This is a genomic window from Saccharicrinis fermentans DSM 9555 = JCM 21142 (assembly GCF_000517085.1).
Taxonomy (GTDB): domain Bacteria; phylum Bacteroidota; class Bacteroidia; order Bacteroidales; family Marinilabiliaceae; genus Saccharicrinis; species Saccharicrinis fermentans.
In genome coordinates, this window is sequence record NZ_KI912107.1 from 5,493,964 (window position 1) to 5,507,210 (window position 13,247).

Genomic DNA, 13,247 nt, shown 5'->3' on the forward strand with positions numbered 1-13,247 from the left:
ATTTTAAGTAATTATGAAATTGATACATCATACCAAAAATTATACGCTAAGCGGCGATAAAAAAGTAAATATTCAGGTACGGGATAATAAACTGCATAAGATAAATAATCGGCGTACTACCATTGATATTGAGGATATTGAAAACGATGAGTTTTTAATAAAGATCAATGGTAAATCGCATGTGGGAGAGGTTCTTGATCTTAAACAAAATGAGGTTTCGGTGGTAATTAATGGTAATACTTATCACTTTACAGTGGATACTGAGCTGGCCAGTAAACGGAAAGAAAAGTTGGCTAAAAACTCAGGAAAGAAAATAGCAAAAATTAATGCGCCATTGCCTGGCGAGATAGTGGCTGTGCTTATGAGTGAAGGGCAGGAAGTTCATAAGGGAGAGCCGGTGTTGATATTGGAAGCTATGAAAATGCAGAACGAAATTGTAAGTCCTGTAAATGGAATTATTAAGAGTATTCAGGTGAAGGCAGAAGATACCGTGATGAAGGATCAGATGTTGTTTGATGTAGATCCTGAGAAATAAATAGTATTGTATAAACATATACGAGGATTGCATGTGAAGCGTTTAGCCTGATCTGTGGAGAAACTTTTTTAGCTGTGTTAGATAGCTGGTGATCGGGATGTAATAGAAATGGCTTTTAAACAATTTCTCTTTAACATGGTTTTATTGATCTAAACATATAAAAATACAACGATGAGAAACCCCATGTTAATTATACATTTATTGTCTGTAGCTACTTTTATTGGAGCTGCGCTTTCGGCTTTTGTGCTAAGTAGAGTGGCTGATAAATTAGACCAGGAAGGGAAAATAAAAGTAAAAACAGCCCTGTTGTCCCTTAATTATTTGGGAAAGACTGGTTTAACCCTGTTGGTGATAACTGGAGGGTATCTGATGACTCCATATTGGGCTGCTTTGGGAAGCATGCCACTACTGGTAACCAAGTTAATTATTGTTGTGGTTTTGTTGGTTGTTTTGGTTTTACTTAGTATCCAAGCAAAAAAAGCCAAAAAAAATCCCAGCCCAGATGCCTTTGTTGCAGTGAGTAAAATAAATACGATCAATCTTATTTTAGGTGTGGCCGTCGTTGTTCTTGCTGTTTTAATTTTCGGTTAAAAAAAATTATTCCATCCCAATGAAGATCGTCTTCGTTGGGATTTTTTTGGTAGGTGCGTCTCTCACTTGTTAGTGAAATATACCTTCTTATTTCTTTTGTGTAGACCGCTGTACTATACTCCATGTCCTCTAAGTTAATTCGTTAAACGTGGGTTAAAGAATTTTGTACCGTTTGTTTTCCATCTACTAAAAGCCTATATTCGCCATCGTTTAAAAAAATAGGTATAAGAATAAATGGAAAAGTTAAGTTATTCGTTAGGATTAAGCATTGCCGGAAACCTTCAAAATTCAGGTGTTGGTGAGCTAGATTATGAATCGTTTGCAAGGGGAGTGAAGCACCAGTTAGAAGGTACAAAACCGGAGGTTACTCCTGAGGAGGCGAATCAAATTATCAATGAGTTTTTTACAGCATTGCAAAGTAAACAGTTTGAAGCAAACATAAAAGCAGGACAGGATTTTTTGGCAGAAAATGCTAAAAGAGAGGGTGTTGTGACCTTGGAGAGTGGATTACAGTATGAAGTTGTAAACGAAGGAAGTGGAGCTAAACCAACAGCCGCAGACAATGTAAAATGTCATTATCATGGAACCCTATTGGATGGTAAGGTGTTTGATAGTTCGGTTCAACGCGGTGAGCCAGCTGTATTCCCCGTGAATGGTGTTATTGCAGGATGGGTAGAAGCTCTTCAGTTAATGCCATTGGGGTCCAAGTGGAAATTATTTGTTCCTTCTAATCTGGCTTATGGTGAGCAAGGTGCAGGACAAGATATTCCACCTCATACTACTTTAATATTTGAAGTAGAATTATTAGAAATTGTTTAATCATACACAATAAACCATGCAAATAAAAAATCTTATTTTAGGTCTAGGTGCAGTGGCAGTAATGGCTGTTTCTTGTACTCAAGCCCCCAGTGTAAAGAAAGTGGAGCTTAAAAACGAGGCAGACAGTGTCAGTTATGCCTTAGGTTATTTAAATGCGTCTCAAATGAGTCAGCAAGCTAAAGGACCATTTGATTCTATTGATGCCAGAGGGTTGGCGTCTGTTTATGTTAATGCAGAGTTTTCGCAAGAAATGAGAGATGGTTTATCGAAAAGTTTCGATAGTATTTCTTGGGATGTGATGAAAGCTGGATTTATCAATACGCTTTTGGGAGAAGATGGTGCTGTTTTTGATCAGCAAGGAGCCAATGCCTTTTTGCAAAGCTCTTATCAGGCAGCACAGGAACGTAAAAATATGCAACCAGGAATGCCCGGATTTGAAAACAAAAAGGCAGGGGAAGCATTTTTGGCTGAGAATGGAAAAAAAGCCAATGTAGTTACTACTGCCAGTGGCCTACAGTACGAGATCATCAAAGAAGGAAAAGGTCCAAAACCTACTCCTGCGGATAAGGTAAAAGTACATTACCACGGTACCTTATTGGATGGAACTGTATTTGATAGTTCAGTGGATAGAGGTGAGCCTGCTACTTTTGGAGTAACACAGGTGATTAAAGGGTGGACCGAAGCTTTACAGTTAATGCCTGCAGGATCAAAATATAAACTTTTTATCCCAGGAAACTTAGCCTATGGATCTCAAGGGCAAGGTGCGATTGGGCCTAATCAACTGTTGGTTTTTGAAGTTGAGTTATTGGATATTGTGAAATAATCCATACCATTAAAATATTAGATTTTCAGATAAAAGAGGGACTTGTCCCTCTTTTTTGCGTTTCAAGGTTTCTAAGAGTGGTGTATTGCGCCTTATGATAAATATATCTTTGTACTTTCATCTTAGATATTAAATTCTCTTATCCTTAACATTTGAACTTGATACTTTAAATTGTACCTTTGTTTTTATTAGAATTTAAACCGTTTGAAAGATGATTAAAGCAGAAATACATACCGAGAAAGGTGTTATGAAGGTGGATTTGTATGAAAAGGAAACACCTAAAACAGTTGAAAACTTTGTGAAGTTAGCCAAGGACGGCTTTTATGATGGCTTGGCCTTTCACCGCGTCATACCCGATTTTGTGATTCAGGGAGGATGTCCTCACTCAAAAGATATGAGTAGTCCGAAGGTGGGAACTGGTGGTCCTGGATATAGTATTGACTGTGAGACGGATGCTGATAAGCAGTATCACGACAGAGGGGTTCTTTCTATGGCACATGCTGGAAAAAATACCGGTGGTTCACAGTTCTTTGTTTGTCACAGCCGTAATAATACTGCTCACCTGGACGGAATGCATACCTGTTTTGGGATGGTATATGAAGGGCTGGAAGTGATTGACGCCATAGAGGCCGGCGATGGAATTGAAACAATTAAGATTATTGAAGAATAACCATTTACAAGCAGGATAGATGAATTTTGAATTAGTAGGAAATTTAATTGTAAAGGATAACGAACAAGCGATTAGTGCATCCTTTAAGAAAAGAGAGTTTGTCATTGAAGTGATGAATGAGCGTAACTCTGATTGGAACGATTATATTAAGTTTCAGTTAACGCAGGATCGATGTGCGCAACTTGATCCCTTTAATCTGGGAGAGCCTGTAAAGGTTTCATTTAATATTCGTGGGCGTAAGTGGGAAAAAGATGGAAAAGTGAATTATTTTTCTAATCTGGAAGCATGGAGATTGGAGAAAGTGCAAGCTGCTGCTGATCCAGGAACACCTCCTCCGCCATATACTGAGGCTGAAGTTCCACCGGCAGGTGATAAGGAAGATCTACCTTTTTAGAACTGATCTTTTAAGATATTTAAGGGGTACCAGCTACAGCTGTACCTCTTTTTTTTTACAGTTAACGGTTGATGACTGATAGGCGAAATGCTAGTCGTTAAATACAAATATGTTGTATCCACCCGGATCTTGAATGATAATATTGTCGGCAATACCTTGTGGGTTAAAAGCTGTAATTTCTTCTTTGATGGGAATGTTCGATTGGCGTATCTTGCTGATGTTTTCAAGGTTTTTTCCATTGTTGAAGAAAGTCATCGACGGGTTTGTGAATGTGTGAGGACAGCTCAAAGGAAGCATAAGACTTACGGCGAATCCGTCTGAATTAGCCAATACAATCCATCCTTGTTCTGCGGCACCGCTTACTTGCACAAAACCGAGCGTATTCCAAAAGGATATGGAGTGTTCAAAAGAAGTGGTTTCTACGCTTATTCCCATAAAATTACCTAGATAACTTCTGGATTGATGTGTATTGAATGTGATTTCCAGTTCCTTGCTCTCTATCAGGTAAATCCATACCCCATTGTTATCTCTGATCAAATATCCATCTTTTATGGGAAACGAAGGGTAACGCTCAGAGAGATAATTAATCTCGTTTTCCCAACTTTTGTTGATTATTTTGATACCTGTTCTAGCATACTTGTCTGTATTGATTTCAATGAGGAATTTACCGTCAGATATAATAGCTGGATATTCAGACAGGGTGTAAAAATTTAATCTTTTATAGAAATCAAGGCTTGTAGCTTGGTTGGTGGATGGTGATGAGATCAGTGTTTGCATGGGTATATATGTGATAAGATCAGTTTAATCCGGATGATGCATTATGATTTAGTTATAGATTTTCTAATGCATTTTCTCAGGGTAAAGATAATGGCTTTAGTTGGTTTGTGGAAACCAATGCTAAAGCCATTATTTCTGTTGTTATTGACCGCAAGGGCTGTGTGAAATGAATTTTAAACTATTCAGAAATTCCCTCCAGCATAAGCATAAAACTGTATTCAAGTGCAGTCTCTCTATATCGTTTAAACCGTCCGGAGGCTCCACCGTGTCCTGCTTCCATATTGGTATGCATGATCAGTATATTGTCATCTGTTTTGGTGTCTCTTAGCTTGGCTAACCATTTAGCGGGTTCCCAATATTGTACTTGGGAGTCGAACAGCCCTGTGGTGATTAGCATATTCGGATAGTCCTGAGTACTCACATTATCGTAAGGAGAATATTTTAGCATATATTCGTAAGCCTCTTTGTTTTTGGGGTTACCCCATTCATCAAATTCATTGGTTGTTAGGGGAATTGTTTCGTCTAACATAGTGTTGATGACGTCCACAAAAGGTACTGCAGCGATAATGCCATTGTATAATTGGGGAGCCATATTTGCAACAGCACCCATTAGTAATCCTCCGGCACTTCCTCCCATGGCGTATAAGTGCGAAGCTGAAGTGTATTTTTGCTCAATTAGAAACTGACTACAGTCAATATAGTCATTAAAAGTATTTATTTTGTTCATCATTTTGCCGTCGTCATACCATGCGCGACCCATGGACTGTCCTCCTCTGATATGGGCGATGGCATAAACAAAGCCTCTGTCCAGCAGACTTAGTCGGGTAGAGCTGAAGCCCGGATCAATGGTCACCCCATATGAACCATATGCATATAGTAGTAAAGGAGCTGAACCATCCAACTTGGTTCCTTTTTTATAAACAATTGAAATTGGAATTTTTACACCGTCACGTGCTGTTGCCCATTGTCTTTCGGTGCGATACTCTTGTGGATTGTGGCCGCCGACAACTTCTCTCACCTTTTTAACTTCTTTTGTTTGGGTATCCATCCATGTGATAGTCGATGGTCGAGTAGGGAGTGGTCATGGAGCTATAGCTGTACCTTAAAATATTTGTGTCGAATTCCGGGTTTGTGGAGGTTTGAGCCACATATACATCTTCTTCAAATTTTAGGTAATGTTCTTCTTTGGTTTTTTGATTGATGATGCGGATGTGGTTTAGTGCATTTTTGCGCTCGCTGACCACCAAATAGTTTTTGAAAATATCTATGCCTTCTAATAGAACATCATCACGATGGGGAATTACTTCTTTCCAGTTGCTAATGTCAGTAGCATCCTCTGGGGTTTCCATAAGTCTGAAATTTTTTGCCTTATCATTGGTTACAATATAAAATTTATCCTGAAAGTGACTGATGTAATATTCGTGTTCTGTACCTCTGGGAGTGAATGGTTTAAATTGTCCGGTAGGATTATTGGCATCTAGAATATGGTAGTCGCTTACCAAAGTGCTACTGGCTCCGATAATAATGTATTTGTCAGATTTGGATTTGTCTACTCCGAGGTAAAACGATGGGTCTTTCTCGTGATATACCATGACATCTTTTGTGATATCATCTCCCAATTTATGACGCCATATTTTTTCACTCAAAAGAGAAACTTTGTTTTTAGAAGTGTAAAAATATGTTTGGTTGTCATTGGCCCATGCACCACCTGCCGATACATTGGGGATTTCATCTTGAATGCTTTCTCCTGTTTCTATATTTTTAAAACGAAGCGTGTAAATTCTTCTGCTGACAGTATCTTCGGCATAGGCCAGTATCTTATTGTCTAATGAAATGGTTAAACTTCCGATGGCATAATATTCATGACCCTCTGCCAATTGGTTCACATCTAAAAATACAATTTCAGGATTGTTTAAGGAATCTTTTTTTCTACAAAATATGGGATATTCCTTGCCTTCTTGGTATTTGACGTAATACCAGTATCCATTAGAAAAATAAGGCACTGACTCGTCGTCTTTTTTTATGCGGCTCACTATTTCATTAAATAGATTTTCTTGCAGTTGTTTGGTGTTATGCATGACCGAATCTGTGTAATTGTTCTCTGCGTTCAAATACTGTAGGACTTTCTGTGTTTGTTCATCCGGATTCTCTGCGTTTTTTTGTTCATCGGTCAAACGCATCCAAAAGTAAGGATCTATACGTGTGTGCTCATGAAATGTAATGGCAGAGTCCTTTTTTTCGGCCAGGGGAGCTTGGGGGAGTTGTTGCGGAATCATGGTGTTTTTTTTGTGTTCAACGGTGCAGCTAATGACGAATGTCATAACCACCAGTAAAAATAGTGTCTGTTTCATTTGATTAAATAATTTTTTATGTAAAGATATTTTCTTTTTGTGAATATTCAATAGTTATTTCTAATATGCTGTTATGCTATTTTTTATGAGTGATATTTGTTGGGATATTGTTTTTGCGAAGAAATATTAAAGTAAAAAAATACCCAATTAGTTTGGAGTTAATGATAATATTGGTATCTTTGTATCAACTCATAGTTTAGGGTTAGGTTTGGTTAAAGATTGAGAGCCACTGTCAGAACGTTGACAGTGGCTCTTTTCTTTTCATAAGGCTTTCCTTTATGGGATTTTGTATGTGTCTTAAAAAAAACGCTTAAAATATTTGGATTTATAAAAACAGTACGTATTTTTGTCGTACTCATAGTTTAGGGTTAGGTTTGGTTAAAGATTGAAAGCCACTGTCAGAACGTTTGACAGTGGCTTTCTTGTTATCTGACGTGAGCTAATTTGCTAGAAGGGGCTGAGAAAGGTCCTGTGTCAGCTGTCCAAAGTTGTTTTATTTTTATTAGAACGGTATCGTATTTGACTTCAATAAGTTTTTGATGAATTGTTCTTTATATTCTTAGGACGAAGTTTTAATACATTGTTTGGGTTGTTTGGTGTTCGTTCAGATTGTAAGGGGGAGCTAATAAATGTGTTAGGCTGTTAAAACCGAGTTGGTATTTCGGAGTGCCGCTTATATATTTCAGTTGCAATTTTGTCTATTCTGTCTGTCTTTTTTAACAAGAATATGTAAAAAAAAATAATCTTGCTTAATAAACCTATTTGGGTGTAATTTATTTTTTAGTTATACCTGTATTTATTATAAAACGATAGTTATGGACTGGACACCGGTTTTGAGATCAAAATATTCCTCTTCAAAGGTTAAATATCATTTATCCTATTTGTTACTGACTTTGATATATTGGAATGTGGTGATTCGAATAGCTATTTTTGTCCGGGTACTGGGTAATAAAGGTGACAATATTGAGGGTATTTTGACGCGGGGAATGGAGTTTGTGGCAGGAGAAGTTCTTCTCTCGTCAGTTGTTGTTTCTATTTTTGGAATATTGAGCTGGTATGTGCGTCGTTTTGTTTACCCTGTTTTAATACGTAAATATCATATCAGGCGATTGGCCATACTTGTTATTTTTATGGATGCCATCGTTTTTTTTGGTTTTGCGGTAATGCTTGGTTTTGCCCATTATCTGGTGGATAGGCAACTGTCACCCATGGAAGCTTTTCATGCTCTGGGACGTTTTTTGTTTAATCCTACGATCCTTTTCTTTTTAATTGTTTTATCCATCGGAAGTTATGTGAATCAGTTGTTGTATACATTATTTCATCAAATAGGCTTTGCGAAGCTGGGAAGGGTTATGATGGGGTATTATCAGAAACCAAGAGAGGAAAATCTGATATTTATGTTTTTAGATTTAAGGTCATCGACTACTTTTGCTGAAAAACTGGGGCATCAGAAATATAGTGATTTTATTCAGGATTGCTTTAGAATGTTATCGGAGCCTTTGTTACTGACTTATGGTAGGGTGTATCAATATGTGGGAGATGAAGTAGTGGTGACTTGGAATGCGAATAAGAAAGATAATTTTAAGAAAGCCGTTGATTTCTTCTTCCTATATAAATCGGAGTTGGAGAGGCATCGGGAGTATTTTGAACAAAGGTATGGTTTGATGCCTATTTTTACTGCTTCTATCAATTCTGGTAGGGTGATGGCTGCTCAGGTTGGTGAAATTAAAAGTGAATTAGCTTTTCATGGTGATGTGCTGAATACGGCTGCCAGAATACAAAAACAATGTAAAAAATACGGAGAGGAAATTATTGTGACTAAAGAGTTTGCTGAGCATATGAACGTCGATTCTAATGGTTATGAAGTGCAATTTATAGATCGAACAATATTGGCTGGAAAATCAAATGAGGTAGAGTTGTACGGAGTGAATGTGAAATTGGATATTCAATTGCGGTAGGAAATTGTTCGAATCATTAGATTGAACTATATCTATCTTATTTTATTTTACAATAGGTGATGGCTCATTAATTTTTTATACTTTTATTTTGTATTGTAGTCCGGTTTCTGTGTGATAGGTGTTAATGGAGGATTATGGCTATATGTAGATTGTTGAATTAGGTGGGTTGTGGTGAAATGTTGTATTTTTTAACTTGATTTATGAAAAAATATCTATTTTTTTTCAGTGCACTTGTTTTCATAGGAATTGGATTGAATTATTTTTTGTTCCGGGAAGAATTTTATTCGGTGTCGAAGTTAAAGCCGACTTCTTCTTTAGTTATTTTAGAACGTCAGGTTAACAGGAAGATTGAACGCAGAAAGAGAGGGTATGCGAAACCCGACAAACCCGATCATTACATTAATTATCTCAGGTCTTTGGTATCTCTGGATGGTCAGAGTGCTTATCAAGAAGGCTATAAAATGAAGGCCCTGGAGTCGGCTATGCTTCGCAGACAATCATTGAAGTCGTCATCGGAAAAGCTCCCTTGGATTCAGCGCGGACCAGGAAATATAGGAGGGAGAACCCGTTGTGTTGTGGTGGATCCGGATGACCCTACAAAGATGACATGGTTTGCCGGTGCGGTTTCTGGTGGTATATGGAAAACAGAGGATGGAGGAGTGTCCTGGGATATCATATCGCCGGATATCCCTAACTTAGCCACTGTGTGCTTAGCGATAGCCCCTTCTAATACCAATGTTATTTATGCTGGGACCGGAGAGGGGTATTACAATGTGGATGCTGTTAGAGGAGATGGTATTTTTAAGAGTACAGATAAGGGAAATACATGGTCAGTGATCGAATCTACTTCGGGAAATAATTTGTTTTATTATGTAAACAGTCTTGTGGTGTCACACATAGATGAGAATAGATTATGGGTTGCCACCAATCAGGGTGTTTTTAAGTCGGATGATGGCGGGGCCAGCTGGGAAGATAGTGGCTTGGATCGGGGAGATAGATATCAAAGGATTCTTATTCATCCTTTTAATGATGCTGTTTTATGGGTTACTCGAAATAATAAAGGAATATATAAGAGTGAGGATGGTGGCGATCATTGGTTTTTAGTATATGATATGTCATCTTTGGTACCGGAAAGGATAGAGATTGCTGTTGCTGCGAATGATCCGGATGTTTTGTATGCGATGGATGTCAACTCTAATTTTTATTATTCTCAGGATGGAGGTACGGAATGGGGCAAGTCTGTCGAAAATGGCACAGTCACTGAGTTTTTAGGTAGTCAGGGATGGTATAATAATGTTATTGCCATTGACCCAACGGATGCGACGAAAGGTTTTATTGGAGGGATTGATTTGTATCGTTTTCAGTTGGGAAATGAAATAGCATCCTCAGGAAGACAGGCTTTTTCTGTTGAAAATAACATGACTTCATGGTTGGGTTTTGAGTATTTTGGAGGGCGTTACTCCAATGGAGGGGTGGAAATATTAGAAGGTTTTCAGAATCAATTAAGTGAAATTCAGATTCAGTTTGGACCTGATAAAGTGCAAAAGGCACATCGCCTGGTGAAGAAGCCCTCGGAGCCGGACTTTAATAGGAATGTTGCGGATGATTTGGGTAGCCTGACCTATGCGGGATATAATGATGTTCCTTTTCGGGTTGTAGATTTGTCAACGGGAGTACAGCTGCATGTTTCTTATGTGGATGGTAATGAAAATGGGAGCTTTGATATATATGAGGGTGGTTATGAGTTTATATTGATTCATGATGTGCCTTATGCTGAGGAGGCTGCGAATGAATCTGTGGTATCCAATGGTGGTGCTTATGAAACCATGGTAGCTCTTTATCCCAAGCTGATAGAAGGTGTTGTTTGGGCGACGTCCGGTCTGCCCGAAGGGGATCTCCGAATTCGTTCCTATGAGCTGAAGAATAGGGAATTAGAGGCTAGTCGTATAAGTAAATGGTCGGCTTTTAAGTCTGCCAGTGACTATGTCCACGCTGACCAGCATAATATCACTATCTTGGAAGAGGTTGGTGATCCTTTTTCAATTGTTGTAGGTAATGATGGGGGCGTATTTTATTCTAGTGATGGAGGTGATCATTGGGCTCATAAATCAAAAGGTTATGTTACTTCTCAGTTTTATGGAGTTACTAGGCACCCCAAGCGATATCAATATTTTGGTGGCTTACAAGACAATGGTTCTGCGCTTTCGTCTGTGAACCCAAATGGTTTGAGTGAATGGGAGGATGTTCTTGGAGGTGATGGTTTTGATGTGGTCTGGCATCCGCGCAAGACCACTCAGCTGATGGGGAGTTATTACAATAACCTGTTGCAAAAGAGTGTGGATGGTGGATTTAATTGGATTGATACCTATAAGATGATAGGTGACAATGGGGATGATGGATCAGCACCATTTATTACGAGTATTGCCAGTTGTCTGGCCGATCCAGATTTACTGTTTGTGGGTGGAAAATCAGGGCTGTGGAAGTCAAGTGACTTTGGCGATAGTTGGAAGAATATTCAAATGGGTACTTACTGGGGGTTTACTTCTAACTCGTCTCCTAAGGTGGCTATTAGTGAGGCTGATCCTGATATTGTTTGGGCAGGTGTACGGGTGAATGCTTTGGCTGGGTATGAGATAGGAAGGGTGCATGTTTCAATGGATGGTGGTGAATCTTTTGAAGACATAGAGCCTTTTGCTAACATGGGGGCTATCACTGATATTGTAACTCACCCGCTTGATCGGGAGACGGCTTATCTGGTCTTTTCATTGGCCAATAGACCTAAAATTGTACGAACAACAGATTTAGGTGTTACATGGGAAGATATAACGGGCTTTGGTTTAAATAATCCCAGAGCAAGCAGTAGTAATGATTTTCCGAATGTGGCTGTCAATACTCTGTTGGTAATGCCATTTGATAGCCAAACCCTTTGGGCAGGTACTGAAATAGGGCTATTTATAAGTGAGGATGATGGAGTAACGTGGACCTATGCCAATAATGGCCTTCCTGCAGTTTCTATTTGGGATATGAAAATAGTTGGTGATGAGGTGATTATGGGTACTCATGGATTGGGTGTGTGGAGTGTTAAAATGGAGCCCTTGAGTAATGATATAAAGCATCCTTTTATTCATAATGCGGGTATAAATCCTTCGGGTAATTATGTGTTACATACAATTTTTGATGTGGCATTGGATTCTTTTGAGTTGTATAACGACAAAGGATTGGTGCGTACGTATCGAACAGTGAAGGCAGAAGATCGGGTGTTGACCATTCCTAGTGCCGAGGGAATCTCTGAAAAATGGCATATTTATGGTTATCTAAATGGTATGAAATACAGTTCAAACGTACGCCACCTCGAACTGACTGCGGTTAGTCAAGCGCTTGTTGCTTATACAAATAAGTTTGATGAAGACGATGGTTTAGATGATTTTGTGGGTAGTTACTTCTCAATTAGTAGGGGTAGCTTTAGTAGTAATGCCATTCAATCTCCCCACCCTTATCCTGAAAATATGGATTTGACTTACACGCTGAAGCATCCAATCATTGTTTCGGGAGATGAGGATTTGGCATTTATTAAATATATTGATATTGCATACGTAGAAACGGGTGCGGCAGATGCTACCTATATGGATGAGGGATTTTATGATTATGTAGCTGTAGAAGGCAGTAAGGATGGCCTAGAATGGAAAGCCTTAGCTCCAGGATATGACTTTTCCTATAATGATGTGTGGAATCAAGGTGGTGATGATTATGCAAGTACGCCTACGGTAGCTGCGTTTACAGAACATACTATTAATCTACTGGATAACTTTGCGGCGACGGATACCATATTAATACGTTTTAAGCTACATTCTGATCCGTTTGAAAATGGCTGGGGATGGATTATTGATAACCTTCGTATTCAAGGGCAAATAGCTGCTGTTGAAGAAAATGTTTCCGATGACTTTGAGGTAACGCTATTCCCGAATCCAGTAGACGGGGATCACTTTAATATTCGGCTGAGGGATGCTTATGTTGGAACTGTGCAGGTGAGTATATATAATGCCTCGGGGCAGCAGTTACTGAAGAGCTCCTATTTTAAAGGAGCAGAGGTGCTTGAAGAGGAGTTGTATTTGCCAAAATTGTTGTCGGGATTTTATCTGGTAAAGATAGAAGTGGGTAATAGGCAGGTTACAAAAAAGCTAAGCTTGCGTTAAAGATGGCTAATGGACTAATAATCAAGAGTCAGCTTGAGGTGGCGATTTTTTTTTGTTTAAACTTGCATAAAAAGTTTATTGCTAAAGAAATTATTGGTAATTTAGATTCTGTCGGCGATATGTTTTAACTATTCTG

At 38.6% G+C, this 13,247-nt stretch carries 11 protein-coding genes; 8 read left to right on the plus strand and 3 right to left on the minus strand.

Translation table 11 applies throughout. The features are described 5' to 3' along the window. The first annotated feature begins 13 nt into the window (after nucleotides 1-13). The 6 genes from CYTFE_RS0122550 (at nucleotide 14) to CYTFE_RS0122575 (ending at nucleotide 3,832) form a co-directional block, all read left to right on the plus strand. The gene (locus tag CYTFE_RS0122550; RefSeq protein WP_044211750.1) at nucleotides 14-535 is read left to right on the plus strand and encodes an acetyl-CoA carboxylase biotin carboxyl carrier protein subunit; all 522 of its coding nucleotides are present in this window, start codon (nucleotides 14-16) and stop codon (nucleotides 533-535) included. Between the two features lie 171 nt (nucleotides 536-706). Further along, nucleotides 707-1,126, plus strand: a complete 420-nt coding sequence (locus CYTFE_RS0122555) for a hypothetical protein (RefSeq protein WP_027473674.1) — start codon at nucleotides 707-709, stop codon at nucleotides 1,124-1,126. Nucleotides 1,127-1,360: 234 nt separating this feature from the next. Further along, the gene (locus CYTFE_RS0122560) at nucleotides 1,361-1,945 is read left to right on the plus strand and encodes an FKBP-type peptidyl-prolyl cis-trans isomerase (protein WP_027473675.1); all 585 of its coding nucleotides are present in this window, start codon (nucleotides 1,361-1,363) and stop codon (nucleotides 1,943-1,945) included. Nucleotides 1,946-1,961: 16 nt separating this feature from the next. Beyond that, on the plus strand, nucleotides 1,962-2,768 hold the full coding sequence (locus CYTFE_RS31320) for an FKBP-type peptidyl-prolyl cis-trans isomerase (protein WP_027473676.1): 807 nt from the start codon (nucleotides 1,962-1,964) through the stop codon (nucleotides 2,766-2,768). 211 nt (nucleotides 2,769-2,979) lie between these two features. Beyond that, nucleotides 2,980-3,438: a peptidylprolyl isomerase gene (locus CYTFE_RS0122570; RefSeq protein ID WP_027473677.1), complete on the plus strand. Its 459-nt coding sequence runs from the start codon at nucleotides 2,980-2,982 to the stop codon at nucleotides 3,436-3,438. 19 nt (nucleotides 3,439-3,457) lie between these two features. Beyond that, nucleotides 3,458-3,832: a DUF3127 domain-containing protein gene (locus CYTFE_RS0122575; protein ID WP_027473678.1), complete on the plus strand. Its 375-nt coding sequence runs from the start codon at nucleotides 3,458-3,460 to the stop codon at nucleotides 3,830-3,832. Nucleotides 3,833-3,922: 90 nt separating this feature from the next. On the opposite strand, the gene CYTFE_RS0122580 is transcribed toward CYTFE_RS0122575, so the two are convergent. The 3 genes from CYTFE_RS0122580 to CYTFE_RS30935 form a co-directional block, all read right to left on the minus strand. After that, nucleotides 3,923-4,609, minus strand: coding sequence for a hypothetical protein (locus CYTFE_RS0122580; protein WP_027473679.1), 687 nt, complete (start codon nucleotides 4,607-4,609; stop codon nucleotides 3,923-3,925). 178 nt (nucleotides 4,610-4,787) lie between these two features. Then, complete coding sequence (locus CYTFE_RS30930; protein WP_200871168.1) at nucleotides 4,788-5,657, minus strand: prolyl oligopeptidase family serine peptidase; 870 nt, start codon at nucleotides 5,655-5,657, stop codon at nucleotides 4,788-4,790. Beyond that, nucleotides 5,632-6,960 carry a S9 family peptidase gene (locus tag CYTFE_RS30935; RefSeq protein ID WP_200871169.1) on the minus strand — a complete coding sequence of 443 codons (1,329 nt, stop codon included), beginning with the start codon at nucleotides 6,958-6,960 and terminating at the stop codon, nucleotides 5,632-5,634. The genes CYTFE_RS30930 and CYTFE_RS30935 overlap by 26 nt, the downstream gene beginning before the upstream one ends. Before the next feature lie 815 nt (nucleotides 6,961-7,775). Between CYTFE_RS30935 and CYTFE_RS0122595 the strand changes: the two genes are divergently transcribed. Next, on the plus strand, nucleotides 7,776-8,918 hold the full coding sequence (locus CYTFE_RS0122595) for an adenylate/guanylate cyclase domain-containing protein (protein WP_027473680.1): 1,143 nt from the start codon (nucleotides 7,776-7,778) through the stop codon (nucleotides 8,916-8,918). Between the two features lie 200 nt (nucleotides 8,919-9,118). Continuing rightward, on the plus strand, nucleotides 9,119-13,111 hold the full coding sequence (locus CYTFE_RS0122600) for a VPS10 domain-containing protein (protein ID WP_027473681.1): 3,993 nt from the start codon (nucleotides 9,119-9,121) through the stop codon (nucleotides 13,109-13,111). Nucleotides 13,112-13,247 lie beyond the last annotated feature (136 nt).